This window comes from Sporolactobacillus vineae DSM 21990 = SL153 (assembly GCF_000377985.1).
Classification (GTDB): domain Bacteria; phylum Bacillota; class Bacilli; order Bacillales; family Sporolactobacillaceae; genus Sporolactobacillus; species Sporolactobacillus vineae.
This window is the reverse complement of the sequence record NZ_KB899043.1, coordinates 267,432-288,348: the sequence shown is the minus strand read 5'-3', so window position 1 is coordinate 288,348 and position 20,917 is coordinate 267,432. Positions and strand designations below refer to the sequence as shown.

The following is a 20,917-nucleotide window of genomic DNA, read 5'->3' as shown; positions in this document are numbered from 1 at the left end:
TGTCGGCACCGGACATGCCCAGGGAAGGGTTTGTGCGGGCAGGCTGCGGGAGATCAGCAGTCGCCGAAGCTCGCCTGGCCGGCAGCTTTGACGCAATTAGTGACAACCTCATATACTGTTTGAAAGGCTGGGTGATTGACGATGAGCAAAAAATTTTCCAGAAGGCTTTTTACTTCGGAATCAGTAACGGAGGGACATCCGGATAAGATTTGCGATCAGATTTCCGATGCGATTCTTGACGAATTGCTTAAAGGGGATTCGAACGCCAGGGTGGCCTGTGAAACGGCAGTAAACACGGGACTGGTCCTTGTCACCGGAGAAATTTCGACATCGACTTATGTAGATATTCCTAAGATCGTTCGCCGGACGATCCGCGAAATCGGCTACACGGATGCAAAGTACGGATTTGATGCATCGAACTGCGCCATTCTGACCTCCATTGAAGAACAGTCCCCTGATATTGCACAGGGCGTTGATCAGGCGCTTGAGGCACGTGAGGGGAAAATGTCGGATGATGAAATTGAAGCAATCGGTGCCGGTGATCAGGGGATGATGTTCGGCTTTGCGGTCAACGAGACGCCGGAGCTGATGCCGCTGCCGATTTCATTGGCGCATAAACTGGCGAAGAAGCTGGCGGATGTGCGCAAGTCGCAAGAGTTAACTTATCTGCGCCCGGACGGCAAGACGCAGGTGACGGTGGAATATGATGAAGAAGGGCATCCTGCACGGATTGACACGATTGTCGTATCCACGCAGCATGATCCCGATGTCTCACTGGCGCAGATTACGAGAGATATTCGTGAACATGTGATCGCCCCTTCTGTTCCTGAAGGATTAATTGATGATGAGACGAAATTTTTCATTAATCCGACCGGACGGTTTGTCATCGGCGGGCCTCAGGGGGATGCCGGACTGACCGGACGAAAGATCATCGTGGATACGTATGGCGGTTATGCCCGCCACGGCGGGGGCGCATTCTCCGGAAAAGACGCTACGAAGGTCGACCGCTCGGCCTCTTATGCTGCCCGCTATGTAGCCAAGAACATTGTCGCTGCAGGCCTGGCTGATAAATGTGAAGTACAGTTTGCCTATGCCATCGGCGTTGCCCGTCCTGTATCCATTTCCGTCGATACTTTCGGCACGGGTAAAGCGTCGGAAGAACAGCTCGTTCAGCTGATCCGCCATAATTTTGACCTGCGTCCGGCAGGCATTATCAAAATGCTTGATCTGCGCCGTCCCATTTACAGGCAGACGGCGGCATACGGCCATTTCGGCCGGACGGACATCGATCTGCCCTGGGAAAAGACAGATAAAGCAGAGCTGCTGAAACAGCAGATCAGCAACGGTTCTTTTGCCGCAACGCATCTTGACTAAAACTTATTGATTTGAAAAACAGGATCTCCGGCAGACTGTGCCGGAGATTCTTTGGCTTCTGAACATAACGTATGCTGAAGGGATTTATTTCTATGATGTGTCTATAATAGATATAAAGAAGTGACCGGGTCCTGTGGCCAACAGACAGATTTACCGCAGCATTGCGAATGGAATGAAGACGGAGAATACATTCTGTCCGGAAGGGAGCAAAGAGACGATGGCTGTACCCACAACGCCAATCAGACTGATGTCGCAGATTTACAGGCATGTGCTCCCTGAAGTGCATCGCCGCCTGGGCACGTGGCAGCAAAAGGCGGAAAAGATTCCGGATCCGGAACTGCGCAGGCAGGCACTGGCAAGCATCGAAACGAAAACCTTTCACTGTGAAGGCGGCGCCATCTACGGGCTTCTTGCCGGTGATCGGCGCAAGGAGGTCATGGCGTTTATCATTGCCTACCAGACGATCAGTGATTATCTGGACAACTTGTGCGACCGGAGTATCTCGCTGGATCCTGAAGATTTTCGCTGCCTTCATGCATCAATGCTCGAGGCACTGACGCCTGGCGCCCCGCATTCGGACTATTACCGGTTTCGCGGGTCTTTAGGTGATGATGGGTATCTTGACGGGCTCGTCACTGCCTGTCAGAGCGTCCTGGCCCGTTTGCCTGCCTATCCTCTTATCCGGGCATCATTGCAGGAACTGGCCGGACTTTACTGCGATCTTCAGGTGTATAAACATATCCGAAAGGATCAGCGTGTTCCGAGACTGATTGCCTGGTTCCGGAAACATCAGGAGCGGTTTCCTGAGATGAGCTGGTATGAGTTTGCTGCGTGCTCCGGTTCCACACTCGGCATCTTCTGCATTGTCGGTTATGCCGCTTCCCGCGGAGATGAGATGGCACGCCTGACCGGGATCATCCGGGGCAGCTATTTCCCCTGGGTACAGGGCCTGCATATTCTGATGGATTATTTTGTTGATCAGGAAGAGGACCGGAAAGAGGGGGACCTCAATTTCTGCTTCTATTACGACAGCGAAGAAGAAATGATGCGGCGGTTCAATCATTTCATCGAAGAGGCGGATACCTCGATTGCGGACATGCCGGATCGGAATTTCCATAAAATGATCAACCGGGGTCTTCTCGGTATCTATCTGGCGGATAAGAAAGTCGCCCGGCAGCGCAATGTCCGGATTCTCGCCAGAAAACTGATCCGTCATTCCGGGGGATGCGGTCTGTTCTTCTTCCTCAACGGATGGATTTATCGGAGACTGCGGCAAAATTTCTCATGAGAAAAACAGCCGGGAGCTGTGAACGCCTGCTCCCGGCTGTTAACCTTTACCTTATGCATGAGATTGGGTTTGTTTCCGCTTTTCCCTTTGCCTAGTGAATCACCGGTGCTTTGTAACATTTCCCCTGCCAGCTGTCACGCCGTTTTAGCTCCGCATCGATTGCATCGAGAACTTCCCATTTGTTGAGGCTCCACATCGGACCGATCAGCAGATCCGCCGGCCCGTCACCGGTGAGCCGATGAATGATCATTTGCGGCGGCAGCACTTCCAGCTGATCACAGACAAGCTGAATGTAAGTCCGGAAATCGAGAAATTTCACCATGCCTTTTTGATATTGCCGGACCATTGCTGTTTTTCGCAATAAATGCAGCAGATGGATTTTGATTCCCTGGATATCCAGTCCGGCGACCGCCCGGGCCGTTTCCATCATCATCTCCGTTGTTTCAAGCGGCAGTCCGTCAATAATATGCACACAGACACGAATTCCCTGATTCCGCAGCTTCCGGACGCCGTCGATGAAGCACTGGTAGTCGTGAGCCCGGTTGATCAGCCTGCCGGTTTCATCATGAATGGTCTGCAGGCCGAGCTCAACCCAGAGAAAGGTCCGCCGGTTCAGCTCAGCCAGGTAGGCAACGACATCGTCAGGCAGACAGTCGGGCCGTGTGGCAATCGACAGTCCGACAACCCCTTCCTGTTCCAGAATCACTTCAAATCGCTCGCGGAGCACGCTGACCGGAGCGTAGGTATTCGTGAATGCCTGAAAGAATCCAATGTATTTTCTGGCATGCGGCCACTTCTGCAGCATTCTTGCCTTGACGGTTTTGAACTGGGTGACCAGATCATCGCGACGATCTCCTGCAAAGTCACCCGATCCGCGCTGGTCGCAGAACGTGCAGCCTCCATAGGCTACTTTCCCGTCACGGTTCGGGCAGTCGAAGCCGCCGTCAAGAGGGACTTTGAACACTTTTTCTCCGAACTGATTCCGCAGATAGGTGTTCCAGGAATAGAAACGTTTTTCAGAGCCGAAAAAGGCCGGCCGTTCGTTCTCGGGCATGTGTGGCAGCCCCCCTTCCGTAATCTACTGAAAAATTTTATCAGAGTTCGGAGAAAACTTAAAGGCAGGGACGCGGGCGCGAAGAGAAAATACAGGGTTGATTGTCGCAGACTGTTGACATGTCGCATGAGAATACATAAAATGGATTACACAGCCTAATTAATCAGGAAAAGCAATGACGGGGAGCAGTAATCACCGCATCCGCTTCAGAGAGCCGGCGGAAGGTGCGAGCCGGCCGGATAAAGTGATGAACTCGTCTCTGAGCTGCAGAAGTCCTTGACTGGACAGTTCTGCCGTTACCCTGCGTTACGGGATCAAGTGAGCGGCGGTCCGCGTTCGGGCTGCATGCTAATCTGGGTGGTACCGCGGGAAATAGTCTATCTGTTAACAACCTCTCGTCCCTGACAAACGTGTCAGTGACGGGAGGTTTATTTTCATGTTGAGTGGATCAAAAGGGGAGGATTCGCAATGGGACTGGCTTATGATCATCGCAAGATCGAAGCAAAATGGCAGAAATACTGGGATGATCATCAGACTTTTAAAACGGATGATCATTCAGGTAAGCCGAAATATTATGTAATGGATATGTTTCCGTATCCATCCGGCAAGGGACTTCATGTCGGCCATCCGGAGGGCTATACGGCGACCGATATTCTGGCGCGAATGAAACGGATGCAGGGCTTCGAAGTGCTGCACCCGATGGGCTGGGATGCTTTCGGGCTTCCTGCCGAACAATACGCGCTGAACACAGGACATGATCCGAAGGAATTCACGGCGCAGAATATCGGCACTTTTAAACGTCAGATCAAATCGCTTGGCTTTTCATATGACTGGACCCGTGAAATCAATACAACGGATCCGGAGTATTATAGATGGACTCAGTGGATTTTTCTGCAACTCTATAAAAAAGGACTCGCCTATGAGGCGGAAGTACCGGTAAACTGGTGTCCGGCACTCGGGACAGTGCTTGCCAACGAGGAAGTCATTGACGGGAAAAGCGAACGCGGCGGTTTTCCTGTCATCCGCAGGCCGATGAAGCAGTGGATGCTGAAGATTACGGCTTACGCCGACCGGCTGATCAAAGATCTGGACGGACTGGACTGGCCGGAAAGCATCAAAGAGATGCAGCGCAACTGGATCGGACGTTCCGAGGGCGCCGAAGTCGTCTTTGAAATCGACGGGCATCCGGATGCATCGGTCACCGTTTTTACCACCCGGCCGGATACGCTTTTCGGTGCTACCTACATGGTGCTTGCCCCGGAACATAAACTGGTCGACAAGATTACGACACCGGAACAAAAGGCAGCAGTGGATGCCTATCGTAAGAAAGTTGCCGTCAAAAGCGATCTGGAACGCACCGATCTGAACAAGACAAAGACCGGCGCATTCACCGGCGCCTACGCAGTGAATCCGGTCAACGGCCGCAAGGTTCCGGTCTGGATTGCCGATTATGTCCTGATCACCTACGGCTCCGGGGCCATCATGGCGGTTCCGGGTCATGATGACCGTGATTATGAATTCGCGAAGAAATTTGGCCTGCCTGTGGTTGAAGTGGTTGCCGGCGGTGATCTTTCAAAAGAAGCCTATACAGGAGACGGAAAACATGTCAATTCCGGTTTTCTGGACGGAATGGGCAAACAGGAAGCCATCTCTGCGATGATCGACTGGCTGGAAACCCGTCATGTCGGCAAACGGAAAGTGACCTACCGGCTGCGCGACTGGCTGTTCAGCCGCCAGCGCTATTGGGGCGAACCGATTCCGGTTATTCATTGGGAAGACGGAACGACCACGACGGTATCGGAAGACGAGCTGCCGCTCAGGCTGCCGGTGATGAAGGACATCAAACCGACAGGCAACGGTGAGTCGCCGCTGGCCAAGGACAAGGATTGGATTGAAGTGACCGATCCGAAAACCGGAAAGAAAGGCCGGCGTGAAACGAATACGATGCCGCAATGGGCGGGCAGCAGCTGGTATTTCCTCAGATACGTTGATCCGCACAATAAGAAACAGCTTGCTGATCCGGAAAAACTGAAGCACTGGTTCCCGGTCGATCTGTACGTCGGCGGCGCGGAACATGCCGTCCTGCATCTGCTCTATTCGCGTTTCTGGCACAAGTTCCTTTATGATATCGGCATTGTACCGACAAAGGAACCATTCCACAAACTGGTCAACCAGGGCATGATTCTCGGCGGCAATCACGAAAAGATGAGCAAGTCGAAGGGAAATGTGGTCAATCCGGATGATATCGTCGCGTCACACGGAGCCGACACCCTTCGCCTGTATGAAATGTTCATGGGGCCGATTGATGCGGCGGTTTCCTGGTCGGAAAAGGGCATCGACGGCGCCCGCAGATTTCTGGATCGCGTCTGGAGACTGTTTGTCTCGGCAGACGGTGATCTATCGGACAATGTTGCCGATGGTGTTCAGGCCGACCGGGAGTTTGACAAGATCTATAATCAGACGGTCAAGAAAGTAACCGAAGATTATACGATGATGCATTACAATACGGCCATTGCCCAGATGATGACATTTATCAACGATGCGTATAAGCAGAACAAGATCCCGAAACGGATGGCTGAAGGATTCATACAGCTGCTGTCTCCGGTCTGCCCGCACATCTGTGAAGAGATATGGTCGCTTCTCGGTCATAATCAGTCGATTGAAAAATCATCGTGGCCGACCTTTGATGCGTCCAGGCTGACAGAAAAGCAGGTCGAAGTGATTGTCCAGGTCAACGGCAAGATCCGTGCCCGGCTGACGCTGGATAAGGGAACGCCTAAGGATGCGCTCGAGAAGAAGGCGCTGGGCGAGAACCGGATTTCGGAACTGCTCGCCGGCAAGACGGTGCGCAAAGTCATTGCCGTGCCGGATAAACTGGTGAATATCGTCGCTAAATGACGCCGGCTCATTCTGTTCAAGCCGGACAGGCGGGACCGTTTCGTCTCTATGTGGATCATCGAAACGGTTCGGCGGCCTGGACAGGGGAAATGGCCCGATTCCGAAAAAACAGATGAACGGACTGAAGATTGCCCGGTGCTCCTTGCCGCGGCAATCTTTTTTTGCATCGGTCGGCATATTTTTCCTCGATCCGACAAACCCGGGTGATTTGAAACCCGGATTAATGTGGTAAAATACATAGAGTTGCGGGCTCGGAAACTGCCGCATTAATAGGAGTGTACTTTTCATGGCTGCATCAAAAATGATCAGGGGAACGATGATTCTTACCGTTGCCGCTGTTGTTTCGCGCTTTTTAGGCATCTTTTTTATGGTTCCATATTATTGGCTCACCGGATCCGAGGGTTCTTATCTCTATGCCAATGCCTATACGCTTTACGCCATTATGCTGAGCATTTCCACTCTTGGGCTGCCGCTGGCAGTCTCTAAATTCGTGTCAAAATATAATACGCTCGGTGACTATGAATCAGGAAGAAGGCTGCTGAAATCCGGCGTTGTCCTGATGCTCGCCGCCGGGTTTGCGGGTTTTCTGATTCTGTTTTTGGGCGCTCCGGCACTGGCAGACGCCTACGGTATTCCTGCTGCGAATTTTGATAATATCGTTCTGATGATTCGCGCTGTCAGTATTGCGATCACGATTGTTCCGCTGATGAGCCTTTTACGCGGCTATTTTCAGGGATTTCAGTCGATGGGGCCGACGGCCGTTTCCCAGGTCGTCGAACAGGTCATGCGTGTCGCGTTCATACTTGTCAGTTCTTTTGTCGTCATGAACGTCCTGCACGGCTCGGTAGTTACGGCGGCGGCACTGGCTACTTTTGCCGCGTTCATCGGTGCGGTTGCCGGTCTCTATGTGGTGCTTCATTACTGGGTAACCCGCCATCGGAAAATTGCGGCGATGGCAGAAAAAGCGGGGACGACACAAAGGTACCGGATGTCGCTCTGGTCGATGTACAAGGAACTGATCACCTATGCCGCACCGTTTGTCGCTGTCGGCATCGCGATGCAGGCGTACCAGCTGATCGATCAGATGATGGCGTTCCACTATCTGCCCTATTCGGAAGATATCAAGGATATCGTTGTTGGCGACCTGACGATGAACGACCAGAAACTGGTGCTGATTCCTGTCACTCTGGCCACTTCGCTGGCAGTCAGTGCTGTTCCGGCCATCATCTCTTCCTTTGCCAATAAAGATCTGCGTGCGGTCCACGAGAAGATTACCCAGGCATTTGAGCTTGTTCTTTTTCTGACCGTCCCTGCTGCCGTCGGATTATCGATGCTCGGCTATATGGTCCATGGTTTTCTATATACAGCTGATCCCCAGCAACTGGCGATCGGGGGAAAAATTTTACGCTGGTATGCGCCGACCGCGCTCCTGTTTGCCCTGTTTCAGGTCGGCGCGTCGATCCTGCAGGGCATTAACCGGCAGTTTGTTACACTTATAGCGCTTGGTGCGGGCATTCTGCTCAAGATTCTGCTCAATCCGATCTCGATGAAACTGTTCGGGATGATCGGCTCGATCATCGCGACAGATATCGGTTATACGGTCTCCATTATCATGATCTTCATTGCGATCCGGAAAACAACAGATTACCAATTCTCCCTGCTGGGTCAGCAGATCGTCCATATTCTCGCTTATACAGGGATCATGGCGCTGATCATCAAAATCATCTTTATGCTGACCGGCGGTGCTATTCCGGGCGGAAGGCTGCCTGCCCTGATGATCACGCTGCTGGCGGTTCTGATCGGGGCAGCGGTCTATCTCACCCTGGCGAAGTGGACCGGATTGCTCCGGCGGATTTCAGGCGGAACACGCCTGAGCGTCCGGAAACGGGGTTAATAAGTACAGCCGTCCATCGTGAGACCGGGATGATCCGGTATCCTGGTGGACGGCTGTTTTTTTTCTGAGAAGGTTTGGTTAAAAATGATCCGGAGTCAGAGGACGAGACCGTTCTGACTGCGACAGGATCATCATCTCGGCGGAAACGGTACGGGCGGAACAGGAATGCCGATTCGCCGTTCAACAACACGCAGGCGCCGGTCGATCCGGTCCACTTCCCGGCTCAGGCGCTCCTGTTGGCGCTCCAGCCGGTCCACCCGGCGTTCCAGCCGGCTGAGCCGGTCACCCCCGGGCTGCTGCTGCGGCGGTCGGGGGGGCTGGCGGTCGTCGGGCAGTGAAGGGGCACCATACCATTCAAATGTATTTCCGGGTACAGAATAAGCTGCCGACGGGCTATCCGGATATTGAGAAAAGCTGTCTGTGACAAATCCCTGAGGAACAGCAGCCTCCGGACCTGCGGGCAGGCGTGAAGCCGTCTGGTCCTGCGGCGAAAAAGTTCCCGGGTAATTCTGTGGATCATATGGATGAAACATTGATCAATTCCTCCCTGGTCATATGCCTTATTGCCGGTTCAGTAAACAGTCTATGACTGAAGCCTGAAATTGACCGCAGTTCGGGGCAAACGCCCGGATCGGTGACGGCAGGATAAGATCAGGCCGAGGTAGGCGAAAATAAAAAGAGCTGTTTCACAACAGCTCACGATACTCTGACTTTCCTTTCGGTAACCACCCACTGGCCTCTTTTTGGGCTTCGGACCAGCCGGTTATAGGTAAGAATATTTAAGTCTCTTTGCATTGTTCTTTGTGTCATGTCAAATTCTTCAACCAGTTCTTTCGTTGAGACCGGACCTTGTTTACGAATAAATAAATAGACCGACTTTACACGAGTTAACATACGATCAGTTGAAGGACTCAAATCACCACTCCCCGAAAGTTTTATCATTAAAGAATCGGACGGGTCCATTTCGGATCTCTCCGGCTTCTCTGATGAAGCAACGACCAAATTCAGAATGATGGAAGTTCAGGGTATGCAAGTTGAATAATGAAACTATTCTATTAATTAACTATAATTAATATACCGCTTCATCGTGAAAAGTCAAATAATTATCATCTTCTCTTCGGTAATGTTCGGTTTTTGACGAAAAATTTCTGTTTACAGTGAAATTTGTCGCACGGTCTGTTCTTTCTCTCCGGAAGCACACTGTCCGGAAGTGATTCATGGACCTTTTTGCCTGAACATTTGCTGTGAAGAGACACCAGGCTAAAAAAGGGAGATACCCTTTTCGCTTTCAGCGTTGAAAGATATCTCCGGACAAATAACGTTCTCCTGTGTCGTTGATCATACAGACGACGATGTCATCGGGTTTAAAACGCCGTGCAACTTGAAGTGCGACAAAAACAGAGGCTCCGGAAGAAGGGCCGCAGAGAATCCCTTCTTCGCGTGCCAGCCTCCGGGTGATTTCGTAGGCATCTTCATCAGTCACGGGTATGATTTCATTAATCAGAGAAAGATCAAGCGTGTCGGGGATAAACCCCGGGCTTGTCCCGACAATTTTGTGTCTGCCGGGTTTCCCGCCCGTCAATACCGGGGATCCGGCCGGTTCGCAAATATGAATGGTCATTTTCGGAAATGCTTTTTTAAGCGCTTCTCCGGTTCCTGAAACCGTACCCCCTGTGCCGGCTGCGCCGATAAACGCGGTGAGCGGTTTGCCGAGCGTCCGCATATCCTCGATAATTTCCGGGGCCGTCGTTTTTCGGTGCGCTTCCGGATTATCCGGGTTGGAGAACTGCATCGGCATAAAGCTGCCGGGTATCTGCTGAGAAAGCTCACGCGCCTTGCGAATCGCTCCCGGCATTTTATCTTTTCCCGGTGTCAGGACCACCTGAGCACCGAATGCCTTCAGCAGTTTAATCCGTTCCTGAGTCATTGTATCGGGCATGACGATCATTGCCTGGTATCCCCTGGAAACCGCGTTCATCGCGAGCCCGATCCCCATATTTCCGGATGTGGGTTCGATGATCGTCGCACCTTTTTTTAACCTGCCGTCTTTTTCAGCGGCCAGAATCATATTCAGGGCCGCCCGGTCTTTGACACTCTTTGTCGGATTAAAATAGTCAAGCTTGGCATAAATCGTCGCACCGTTCGGATCAGGGATTCTGTTGAGCCGGACCATTGGTGTCTGGCCGACCAGGTCGGCCATCGTTGCAGCCACTTTAACCATCACAGTCACTCTCTTTCTTCGATAACTAAAAACACATGTTCATCAGAAACAGCGGCTTACCGGCCAAACGGCCGGAAAAAGGATTACCGCCTGCATGCTTTCTTTCCATTATACAGGATTGTCCGGCATCCGGCAGGCGTAGTTGGCTTTTTCCATATTTAAGAACGTGGAATGATCGTTACATGGTAAAATAGATGAGGATTTTGAATCTTTTGTAATGAACGGTGGAAAGGATAATCGTGGAGGTGCTTACAAATGGACAGATATTATTTTCTTGCCGTTCCGATTCCGGAACACATCCGTCTGAGTCTGAAACAGGAAGCCGATCTGCTGAAGGACAAGTGGGCCTACCGAAAATGGACGGGCTGCGGCGACTATCATATCACCCTGCATTTTTTCGGCGGACTGGATCCAGAGCAGCTGGAAAAAGTTCGGCTACTGTCTGCAGAAACCGCTGCAAAGCATCGTCCTTTCCATTTGACACTGTCCGGCCCGGGCGGCTTCGGTTCGAAGGGCCATCCGCGGGTGATTTTCTTCGGCACGGAACCCAGCGCTTCGCTGATAAGACTGCACAGTGATCTCATGTGCAGTCTGGATGAATCCGGTTTCCGGACGGAAAAACGGCCGTACCATCCGCATATTACGCTTGCCAAAAACTGGCAGTCCGGTGAATCCGGAGACTGGAGATCAATGGCGTGTGCGGCGGCAGGACAGTCATGGATCACGGACAGGATCGTCCTTTATTCAATCTGGCCGGGACAGACACCTGAATATCATTCAGAAGGAGCTTTTTCGCTCAAACTGTCCTGACAGTGTTACCCATCACCTCGTTTTGAGATACAATAAAACTGATTTACTAAGACTTAATACATCTCGCGGTTATTTTTCGTTCCAATCCATGGAGAAGATAAACTCGCCGTAAGAGCTTAAAAGAAAAGGTGGGACTATGGCTCAGCTGATCAAGGTCGGTCAATGTGTTTCACGCTATCAGAATGATGTGCTGCGCTATGCAGGCCGATTTCTCAGACTGAAAAGCAGACGGGCCGCCGAATGGGACGACCGGCAGGAAGGAACAGGGCGTAATTTTGAACACTGGCTGTTCCGGATGCAGCTGGACTGGGCCACACGGACCGCGGATCGGCGGTCGGCCTGTCCCGATGACATGCAGCGGGCTCTGTGGGTTCAAAAATTGCTGCATCAGATCAATGATCTTTCCTTCATTGCCTATAAGCCCGTCCTTCTGACACGATCCGGAGCCGTCCAGCTGGATTCACTGCTGATTACAAACGATGTCGTCTGGTGTATCCTGTCACTGCCGGGGGAAACAGGAAGTGTTTTCCAGGAAATCTCCGGCCGCAGATGGCGGGAAATTATCAGCGGCGGTGAACGTACACTGATCAGTCCGCTGATCTCCCTGAAACGTACTCAGAAAGTCATAGATGCTTTTCTGAAACAGGAAGGGCTTGAGATGAGAACGGCATCTGCTGTTCTGAGTACGGAAAGCTTTATCGAATTCGTCCCGGATGACCGCGGGGTTTCCCTGGTGGACCGGCGCAGTCTGCGAAACTGGCTGGATGAAATAGCCAGACATTCCCTGATCCTGAAGAAGGGGCAGGTTCTGGCGGCAGAAGCGCTGCTGGCTCATTTTGAGACGGTTGATGAATCCCGCTTCCCGCTGTAAAAAGGGAATACCATGACACTCAGGATCCTCATCCCGGAAACTGATCAAAAATAAATATTTGTCCGATTCGACGGAAAGTGATATATTTTGATTCATGCAGATTTATCTTTATTCTAACGATTATTCATATATGAAATTGACGGTATCCGCGATATGGACAGCTCAGGGAAGCCGGAGAAGTGAAATGTTGCCGGTTCCTGTGGTGCAGCACTCTGATATTTGCAGTAAAGGTGGCCTGTCCGATGAAGTTTTTCGACAGTGAGGATTGGGAGCTTTCATCCGCCGGAGGTCTGACCGGTGAAGCCTATATGGCCACTTCAGGCGAAAACAAATTATTTATCAAACGGAATTCATCGCCGTTCCTCGCTGTTTTATCCGCAGAGGGCATTGTTCCAAAATTATTGTGGACCCGGCGCATGTACAATGGCGATGTACTGACCGCCCAGCAGTGGATGAACGGCAGAGTGCTGAAGACAGAGGAAATGAAATCGGCCGAAGTGGCTGCCTTGCTGAAGAAAATCCATACGTCGGTGCCGCTCCTGAACATGTTAAAACGCCTGGGCAAGCGTCCTGTGTCAACCCGGCAAATTGCCGGCGAGCTGGCGGCAAGGGCAGGCGGACGGGGAGAAATCCCCGGGCTGCAAAAGTCGATACGTTTTCTTCTGGAATCGGCGGATCAAGCGGACCACCAGGAGAAATTTGTCTGTCATAGCGACGTCAACCGCAATAACTGGCTGCTGAATACAAGCGACAACAGCCTCTACCTTGTTGACTGGGATCAGGCGGTCATCGCCGATCCGGCGATGGATCTGGCGATGCTGCTTTACTGGTACGTGGAAGAGGATCAATGGGGCGAGTGGCTGAAACTGTACGGCTGGGAACTGAATTCCTCACTTCAGCTCCGGCTGGTCTGGCACATGATTGCAATGACACTCCGGTTTATGTTCTGGCATCAGGAGCACGCAGATACAAAGAAGCTGATTCTTTTTGAAAAAGACCTTCTCTGGCTGAATGATTATGCTGTGCACATCGGCTGACGATCAGCATACGGTCTGAAGTCATTAAATAAATGAGGAACTAACGGAATTCTGCTCGGACAGCCGCAGCCGGCACTGGGGGGGTCGAAGAGCGGAAATTTCACGCATGAAAAAAGGGGAACCTGATTATGAGAGTACGTCATAAACCATGGGCAAGGGGTAAACTGGAGAAACATTCCGACATTGTCATCCCGTCGCCCAGGTATTATAACGGCGAATGGGGCGAAGTCTTTCATCGCGAAGCCCCGCTGTGTGTGGAAATCGGCACAGGAAAAGGCAAGTTTATTATCGGGATGGCGAAGAAACGTCCCGATGCAAACTTTATCGGCATTGAACTGAATGAGAGTATCATTGTTTCGGCACTTGAGAAGTGTCTTGAGGCCGGTGCCACCAATGTACGGCTGATCAATGAAGATGCCCGCGGGCTCACAGACTTTTTTGCGGAGGACGAGGTCGACGATCTGTATCTCAATTTCTGTGATCCCTGGCCGAAGAAGCGGCATGAAAAGCGGCGCCTGACGTATTCGGCTTTTCTCGCACAGTATGAATATGTCCTGAAAAGTCACGGCGTGATCCACTTCAAAACCGACAATCAGGGGCTTTTTGAGTATTCCCTTGAAAGCTTTTCACAGTATGGCTTCCTGTTACGGAATATCAGTCTTGACCTTCAGCATGCGCGCGATGCCAAGGATAACGTGATGACGGAATATGAGGAAAAATTTACGGACAAAGGGCAGAGAATCTATCGTTGTGAGGCAGTCTGCAGCGACTGAACCACAGCCTTATCGCTGTGCCTTCAGGTCGATCAGGCTGCCTGTTTCCGCATCGGCAACGAAATCATAATGTTTTACGCCCTCACCCTTCTTGACGGTAAGGCCGCCCTGATAGGCATATGTCTTCAGGTCGTTTCGGATGACTTCATGCGGGGATAAAAAAATCCAGACACCGTTCACCGGCAGCTTGTTCTGCAACGACTTTTTCACAAGCTCGAGGACTTTCTCAGGTGTGAGCGGTCTCTTTTTGTTCTGTTTTTCAAGTATGAAGCCGGCGGTAAAACCGGCAGCAGCTGCCGCAAGGATGATTGAACCGATGTTTCGTTTCATAATTGCCCCTCCGATACATGTTGGCGTTGTCCTGCTCCATTAAGTATATTCGGAACATCGCCTGAAACCAAGTGATTCATCGAAAAACCGCCGGGTCTTCCGGCTGAACAGAATGGAAGTGTACGCATGACAACTATGAAAATCGGCGTCGGTACGCTGAATCCGGCGAAACTTGATGCGGTCGAACGCTATGCTGCAGAGTTTGGCCTGACTGCAAAAGTGACCGGGTACGACGTGGCTACCGGCGTCTCCGCGATGCCGATGAGCGATCACGAGACCCGTCTCGGGGCAATGAACCGGGCACGCGCCGTACTGGCGGCTGATCCGGAAGTGACTTTCGGCATCGGACTGGAGGGCGGCGTCAGCATGCTGGATGAACAAATGTTTCTGGTGAACTGGGGTGCGGCCGCCGATCGTTCCGGCCGCATCATTACGGCGGGAGGAGCAAGAATCGTTCTTCCCGATGCGCTTTCCAGGGGCATTCTTGACGGCCGGGAACTCGGCGATGTCGTCGACGACTATGTCCATCAGAAAAATGTTCATCAGCATGGCGGGACAATCGGTATTCTGACCGACGGGCGCGTGACCCGGAGCGATATGTTTCTGGATATTCTCCGGCTGATCGGCGGTCTTTATGCCCACAGCCGGAACTGACAACTGCACCTGCATGAAGCACGGGGCAGCTTGCGGTCAGCACTGTAGCGGTGATCTATGATAAAATGAGTTTAACTGTTTAAAAACACCACACTGCAGATCTTAATGGAGAATAAAGAAGGTTGATCGTCTGTGGATCTTCACAAACTGAGACAAAAAATAACGGATGAACTGAACACTGACGGCCGGACTATCCATTTTGACAGCCGCTCCGGGAAATTGCGTATTGAGGATAAACAAACCGGAAAGGGATTCAGCGTGTCTCTGCCGGACCTTTTGAGGCAATTTGAACAGACCGGTGAGAATGCGGTGGATGAGTGTATCCGGACAATCCGCAAGGGACTCGCCGCACTGCATACAACGCTTCATCTTCGCGGCCATGAGAACCGGATCTTTCCGGTTGTCCGGTCCGCTTCATTTCCGCAGAAGACAAAATCCGGAAAACGTCTGATCTCCCGGCCGCACACTGCGGAAACCCGCATCTTTTATGTGCTCGATCTGGGTGAAGCCTATCGGATGATCGATGAATCCTGGGCGGAAGAAGAAGGCATGGACAGCAGTCAGGTGACAAGAGATGCAGCTGCGAATCTGACGGCACTGCCGGCCAGCCCGAAGAAGGACATGGTCCGGCACAACGTATTTTACTTTATAAATGAGAATGACGGGTACGATGCCAGCAGAATTCTCAACCGGCAGTTGCTGAATATGATGAAAGCCAAAGCACATGGGGATCTGGCCGTCGCTGTTCCTCATCAGGATGTACTGATCTTTGCCGATCTGGTTAATCCGGAAGGCTACGATATTCTGGCACAGATGGTCATGAAATTCTATGCGGAGGGCCGTGTTCCGGTCAGCCTGCTTCCGTTTATCTATGATCAGGGACAGCTTGAACCCATATTTATCATGGCCAACAGACGGCCTCAGCCAGGACAGCGTAAGGATAATCGCTGACCGGCGGGCTTCCGGTGCCAGGAGCGACACGTTTGTGATGCGAAAAGATTCATGCCATTGGAAGGAGAAAGCAAGAGATGATTCTTTATTATAACAAGCAAAGTATTGGTGACACATTGATCTGTTACCTGAAAGAAGGTACCGGCGAAGCGTTTGAACGCCGGTTGGATGTTGCCCGGATTTTTGATCCGGAATCCGGTGAAACGCTGGGATACAATTTTTTCACCGCCTCGGGAATACTCGGCACCGGTCAGGCCGGCGGCCGCATCATTCCCGACAGCATCCTCCTGAACCAGCTGAATGAGAAGATTACCGGTGCCGGTTTTCAGGATTTACTGGCAGCAGACCGTCATGCCCATATCGTCACCGGTTATGTTGTATCGCTGAAGAAGCATCCGGATTCCGATCACCTGCATATTTGCCGGGTTGATGTCGGTGAGGAAAACCTGCAGATTGTTTGCGGTGCGCCGAATATCGGTCAGGGACAGAAGGTTGTTGTGGCAAGGACAGGCGCCCTGATGCCCAATGGCCAGATCATCCGGCCTTCAGTGCTGCGCGGTGTGGCGTCCGACGGGATGATCTGTTCGGCACGGGAACTTGGCCTTCCCGGTGCACCGCAGAAACGCGGCATTCTGATTCTTGATAACCGTGTGACGCCCGGACTCGATTTTTACGCCTACTTCAATAAGGAAATGAAAATGGCCTGATGAACCACTGAATGACGGCAAAAGGAGGCGGACTCTGTGAATTGGAAAGACTGGTGGCATCGACTTTTTGATGATGATTTAAAAGAAAATGCGGATCCAGAGCAGCGGCTGCGGCCGGAGGAGCCCGAGAACGGCCATTCCTTCGGTACCGGGCGCTTCCATGATGCTCGTCACACAGTAAAGGTCAGGATGCTGTCCCAATACCCGGACGGGATGAGAAAAGTCTCCGGCAGCCCGGTTCAGAACCGGAAAACTCAGGATGACGGTATCCCGGAGGCTTCGCCTGCTGTACGTCCGGATGCGCCGAAAATCCCGAAAATCCCGAAAATGCCGGAAACGCCGACAGTAAAAGATAAACCGACGATCCGGCAGCGGTTCCGGCCGAGCAAGGTACCATCCCCGATCTTCGGCTACAGGAAACCGCCTGAAAATTTTTACCGCACCGATGAGCATCGTGATTTTTATCTTAATCCGGATAAAGAGATTCAGGAGAAAAAGCAGATTCAGGAAGCAAAAGCGGCAGAGAAGCGAGCCGCTCCGCCATTACTGACGCCACACGGGAACGGGCCGGTTGTGGATTCTGAAGTGACTGAAAAGCCCTCTCTAACACGGCTTCCGGAAAATGAGCGGGATGCGGCGCAGGACGATGCTGCTGCACGTGCAGCAGCATCGACGGCGACGGACAGCCGGGCCGCAAATGATTCATTGCGCCGTCCGGGTACAGCAGACGATCCGGTGCAACAGGAATCTGACTCGCTGCATGCGGAACACCATGCTGATCGTGATGAAGCAAGCGTACATAAGGCCGGCGAGACAGGTGCCGGTACCAGGCAAGTAGAAACCGATCAGCCTGTTCCGGCGGGAACCCGGCTGAACCGTTCGATCCATCATTCCGGAACCGCATCGAGAGTGCCTTTTAATGTACTGATGTTCCGGCAGGACCGGGAAGCTGCTTCGCGTCCTGCCCGTCCGCTGCAGCAGTCATTCGCGAACAATGCGGCGCCAAACAGCGGCAACCGGTATGGCTCGCTGCGTCTGCCGCTCAGTCTGCTGGACGATCCGCCGGAAACGGGCGGGGACAGTGGAACGTGGATCAGCCAAAAGCAGCAGCGGCTTGCGGAGACGCTGACAAACTTCCATGTGGCTGCAAAAGTGACCGGTTATGTTCAGGGACCGAGTGTGACGCGTTTTGAAATACAGCTTCATCCGGGTGTAAAAATCAATAAAGTGGTGCGGCTTTCTGAAGATATCAAGCTGAGTCTGGCCGTCCGGCAAATCAGAATTGCACCGGTCCCGGGGAAGAGTATTGTCGGCATTGAGATACCGAACGAAATTCGCAAACCGGTTGTTCTGAAACAGATTCTGAGTTCAAAAGCCTTTCGGGAGAGCCGGAAGCCGCTGACCGTGGCCCTCGGCCAGGATGTTGCCGGGAATCAGATTGTCACTGATCTGGCAACGATGCCCCATGGCCTGATTGCGGGTGCAACCGGATCCGGAAAGAGTGTCTGCATCCATTCGCTGATTATCAGCCTGATCTATCGAAACTCACCGGCGGATGTGCGGCTGCTTCTGATTGATCCGAAGGTTGTCGAACTGGCGCCGTACCAGCAGATCCCCCATCTTGCCGCACCGGTCATCACGGAACCGAAAGAGGCAGCACTCGCTCTGAAATGGGCGGTCGACGAAATGGAGACGCGTTACCGTAAATTTGCGGCAGAACGCGTCCGTGACATTGAAGGTTATAATAAGAAGTTGAAAGCCGTGGGAAGAGAAACACTTCCTTATCTCGTGATTATCATCGACGAACTTGCCGATCTGATGATGACGTCGCCTCAGGAAGTTGAAGAGTCGGTCTGCCGCATCGCCCAGAAAGCGCGTGCTGCAGGAATTCATCTGCTCCTGGCAACACAGCGGCCGTCGGTGGACGTGATTACCGGGCTGATCAAGTCGAATATTCCGACACGAATTGCCTTCAGTGTATCTTCTCAGGCAGACTCCCGGACGATTCTCGACAGCGGCGGAGCGGAACGGCTGCTGGGAAGAGGAGATATGCTTTTTTCCGGAAATGGGATGCGCGGCCAGCAGCGCCTGCAAGGATGCTTTGTTTCGGATGAAGAGATTAACCGGGTCGCTGCCAGCAGCGCTGCGTCTCAAAAAGCTGATTACCTTTTTTCAGCGGAAGACCTGCATGAACGGATCGAGGACGCCGGGAACTCTGAAGATGACTTGCTGGATGATGCTGCGGCGTTTGTCATCGAACAAGGCCAGGCATCGGTGTCCAGCCTTCAGCGCCACTTTCGGATCGGGTACAATCGGGCTGCACGTCTGGTGGAGGATCTGGAATCCCGCAATGTGGTTTCCGGTGCGAACGGCAGTAAGCCGCGACGTGTCCTGATTACCGGAGAACATCACACAGACCGGTAACCGGCAAAACTGCGCACCTGGTGCTTTTTCAGGAAAATCACGCCTGTTCAGGGAATTTTGAACCCCGTCGAATTATGCTTTTACAACCTGAATGAGAAAGGTTAAAATAAGTGTCGGGTCGATGGTCCGGGATGAAAACAGCCCGGACCGTTATTCTGAAAAAAAGGTCCGGGTGCCGCAGCCATCCGGGTTAAGGCAGCGGCGGGCACTCATCTTGGCAACAACGAGTATACTGCAATGTCTCTGCATGAATGAATGATGAAGCATGTTATGGAGGTCATTTTATGACGAAGTACCATTTTGTTGGGATAAAGGGTACAGGAATGAGTGCACTGGCACAGGTTCTTCAGGGCCTGCACAATGAAGTTCAGGGATCTGACGTAGAAAAACGATTCTTTACGCAGAAAGCCCTGGAAGAGAAACAGATCAAAATTCTGCCTTTCTCAAAATCGAATATCCAACCGGATGAAACCGTGATTGCCGGAAATGCTTTTCCCGACACCAATGAAGAAATTGTCCGTGCCCGGGAACTGAATGTACCGGTCCGCCGGTATTATGATTTTCTCGGCGACCTGGCAAAAAAGTATACCAGTGTGGCGGTGACAGGCACACACGGCAAGACGTCGACGACCGGAATGCTTTCATTCGTGTTCGAGAAATTTGCGCCGACATCGTATCTGATCGGTGACGGAACCGGGTCGGGAAGCGAGAATGCAAAGTATTTTATCTGGGAGTCCTGCGAGTACAAACGGCATTTTCTTCACAGCACACCAGATTATTGCATCATCACGAATATTGAATTTGACCATTCGGACTATTATAAAGATCTGAAAGATGTTGTCAGTGCTTTCCAGGAACTGGCGCTGAAAGTGAATAAGGCGATTTTTGCCTGTGGCGATAATGAACAGTTGCAGACGATCAAATCCAATGTGCCGATTATTTATTATGGATTCAATGAGGATAATGATTTTCAGGCGCGGAATGTGGTTTTCCAGGCCGACGATTCGGGTACCACATTCGATGCCTATATTCGCAACGACCTGTATGGTCATTTTAAAATCCGCGGGTATGGGAAGCACAATGTACTGAATGCCCTGGCCGTCATTGCTTTCTGCAATTACATGAATGTGCCGCTGACGCTGATTCAGGAACGTCTGGCTGAGTTTGAAGGCGTCAAGCGCAGATTCAGCGAAACACGCCTTCATAAATTCGATCAGGTGATGATTGATGATTATGCGCATCATCCGACAGAAATCCGGGTGACCATGCAGGCGGCGAGGGAAAAATATCCGGACCGGAAACTGGTGGCCATTTTCCAGCCGCATACGTACTCCCGGACAATGACGTTTATGGACGAATTTGCTGAGACGCTGAAAACGGCGGACGATGTCTATCTCTGCGATATCTTCGGTTCTGCCAGGGAAAAGACCGGCAGAACGTCGATTCATGATCTGCAGGACCGGATCCCGGGTTCACACATCCTGCACAACAGCAATATTGAAGAGCTGACCACGTTCCATCATAGTGTGCTCCTGTTTATGGGTGCCGGGGATATTCAGAAATACCAGAGTGAATATAAGAAATTGCTCAATCCGTGAGAGAAGGTGTCCCCCCTTCTCCTTTTTTTTGCG

18 protein-coding genes and 1 other annotated feature are annotated in these 20,917 nt (G+C 52.0%); of the genes, 13 read left to right on the top strand and 5 right to left on the bottom strand.

Annotated elements, in window-relative coordinates; genetic code table 11:
• The first annotated feature begins 141 nt into the window (after positions 1–141).
• Together metK and D889_RS0103675 are read left to right on the top strand one after the other, a co-directional pair.
• The gene (gene metK / locus D889_RS0103680; protein ID WP_010630476.1) at positions 142–1,374 is read left to right on the top strand and encodes a methionine adenosyltransferase; all 1,233 of its coding nucleotides are present in this window, start codon (positions 142–144) and stop codon (positions 1,372–1,374) included.
• Between the two features lie 217 nt (positions 1,375–1,591).
• The gene (locus D889_RS0103675) at positions 1,592–2,662 is read left to right on the top strand and encodes a tetraprenyl-beta-curcumene synthase family protein (RefSeq protein ID WP_026038968.1); all 1,071 of its coding nucleotides are present in this window, start codon (positions 1,592–1,594) and stop codon (positions 2,660–2,662) included.
• A 91-nt stretch (positions 2,663–2,753) separates the two neighbouring features.
• Here D889_RS0103675 and mnmL read toward each other — a convergent pair whose 3' ends face one another.
• A complete protein-coding gene (gene mnmL, locus D889_RS0103670) occupies positions 2,754–3,716 on the bottom strand; it encodes a tRNA modification radical SAM protein MnmL/YtqA (protein WP_010630474.1) in 963 nt (320 codons plus the stop codon).
• 166 nt (positions 3,717–3,882) lie between these two features.
• Positions 3,883–4,122, top strand: a binding site (T-box leader).
• Positions 4,123–4,190: 68 nt separating this feature from the next.
• Here mnmL and leuS point away from each other — a divergent pair.
• Positions 4,191–6,614 carry a leucine--tRNA ligase gene (gene leuS, locus D889_RS0103665; RefSeq protein WP_026038967.1) on the top strand — a complete coding sequence of 808 codons (2,424 nt, stop codon included), beginning with the start codon at positions 4,191–4,193 and terminating at the stop codon, positions 6,612–6,614.
• Between the two features lie 286 nt (positions 6,615–6,900).
• Complete coding sequence (locus D889_RS0103660) at positions 6,901–8,508, top strand: putative polysaccharide biosynthesis protein (RefSeq protein ID WP_010630472.1); 1,608 nt, start codon at positions 6,901–6,903, stop codon at positions 8,506–8,508.
• Positions 8,509–8,639: 131 nt separating this feature from the next.
• Here D889_RS0103660 and D889_RS0103655 read toward each other — a convergent pair whose 3' ends face one another.
• From D889_RS0103655 to cysK, 3 genes are all read right to left on the bottom strand, one after another.
• Positions 8,640–9,041, bottom strand: coding sequence for a hypothetical protein (locus tag D889_RS0103655; RefSeq protein WP_010630471.1), 402 nt, complete (start codon positions 9,039–9,041; stop codon positions 8,640–8,642).
• Between the two features lie 163 nt (positions 9,042–9,204).
• Positions 9,205–9,423 carry a DeoR family transcriptional regulator gene (locus D889_RS15355; protein WP_010630470.1) on the bottom strand — a complete coding sequence of 73 codons (219 nt, stop codon included), beginning with the start codon at positions 9,421–9,423 and terminating at the stop codon, positions 9,205–9,207.
• A gap of 373 nt (positions 9,424–9,796) precedes the next feature.
• Entirely contained in the window at positions 9,797–10,729 is a 933-nt protein-coding gene (gene cysK / locus D889_RS0103650; protein ID WP_010630469.1) for a cysteine synthase A, read from the bottom strand.
• Between the two features lie 255 nt (positions 10,730–10,984).
• Between cysK and thpR the strand changes: the two genes are divergently transcribed.
• The 4 genes from thpR to trmB all read left to right on the top strand — a co-directional run bounded on the left by thpR (position 10,985) and on the right by trmB (position 14,220).
• Positions 10,985–11,539 (top strand): RNA 2',3'-cyclic phosphodiesterase, encoded by a 555-nt coding sequence (gene thpR, locus D889_RS0103640; RefSeq protein WP_010630468.1) that lies wholly within the window; start codon positions 10,985–10,987, stop codon positions 11,537–11,539.
• Positions 11,540–11,675: 136 nt separating this feature from the next.
• Positions 11,676–12,410 (top strand): hypothetical protein, encoded by a 735-nt coding sequence (locus tag D889_RS0103635; protein ID WP_010630467.1) that lies wholly within the window; start codon positions 11,676–11,678, stop codon positions 12,408–12,410.
• Between the two features lie 242 nt (positions 12,411–12,652).
• A complete protein-coding gene (locus D889_RS0103630) occupies positions 12,653–13,447 on the top strand; it encodes a phosphotransferase family protein (RefSeq protein ID WP_010630466.1) in 795 nt (264 codons plus the stop codon).
• A gap of 128 nt (positions 13,448–13,575) precedes the next feature.
• Positions 13,576–14,220 carry a tRNA (guanosine(46)-N7)-methyltransferase TrmB gene (gene trmB, locus D889_RS0103625; protein WP_010630465.1) on the top strand — a complete coding sequence of 215 codons (645 nt, stop codon included), beginning with the start codon at positions 13,576–13,578 and terminating at the stop codon, positions 14,218–14,220.
• A gap of 9 nt (positions 14,221–14,229) precedes the next feature.
• Here trmB and D889_RS0103620 read toward each other — a convergent pair whose 3' ends face one another.
• Positions 14,230–14,550 carry a hypothetical protein gene (locus D889_RS0103620; protein ID WP_010630464.1) on the bottom strand — a complete coding sequence of 107 codons (321 nt, stop codon included), beginning with the start codon at positions 14,548–14,550 and terminating at the stop codon, positions 14,230–14,232.
• 126 nt (positions 14,551–14,676) lie between these two features.
• On the opposite strand from D889_RS0103620, the gene D889_RS0103615 reads away from it, so the two are divergent.
• From D889_RS0103615 to murC, 5 genes are all read left to right on the top strand, one after another.
• Positions 14,677–15,204: a DUF84 family protein gene (locus tag D889_RS0103615; protein WP_010630463.1), complete on the top strand. Its 528-nt coding sequence runs from the start codon at positions 14,677–14,679 to the stop codon at positions 15,202–15,204.
• A gap of 132 nt (positions 15,205–15,336) precedes the next feature.
• Positions 15,337–16,155 carry a DUF1444 family protein gene (locus tag D889_RS0103610; protein WP_010630462.1) on the top strand — a complete coding sequence of 273 codons (819 nt, stop codon included), beginning with the start codon at positions 15,337–15,339 and terminating at the stop codon, positions 16,153–16,155.
• Positions 16,156–16,232: 77 nt separating this feature from the next.
• Positions 16,233–16,862 carry a YtpR family tRNA-binding protein gene (gene ytpR / locus D889_RS0103605; RefSeq protein WP_010630461.1) on the top strand — a complete coding sequence of 210 codons (630 nt, stop codon included), beginning with the start codon at positions 16,233–16,235 and terminating at the stop codon, positions 16,860–16,862.
• A 36-nt stretch (positions 16,863–16,898) separates the two neighbouring features.
• On the top strand, positions 16,899–19,286 hold the full coding sequence (locus D889_RS0103600) for a DNA translocase FtsK (RefSeq protein WP_010630460.1): 2,388 nt from the start codon (positions 16,899–16,901) through the stop codon (positions 19,284–19,286).
• Positions 19,287–19,570: 284 nt separating this feature from the next.
• Positions 19,571–20,884 (top strand): UDP-N-acetylmuramate--L-alanine ligase, encoded by a 1,314-nt coding sequence (murC, locus tag D889_RS0103595; protein ID WP_010630459.1) that lies wholly within the window; start codon positions 19,571–19,573, stop codon positions 20,882–20,884.
• Positions 20,885–20,917 lie beyond the last annotated feature (33 nt).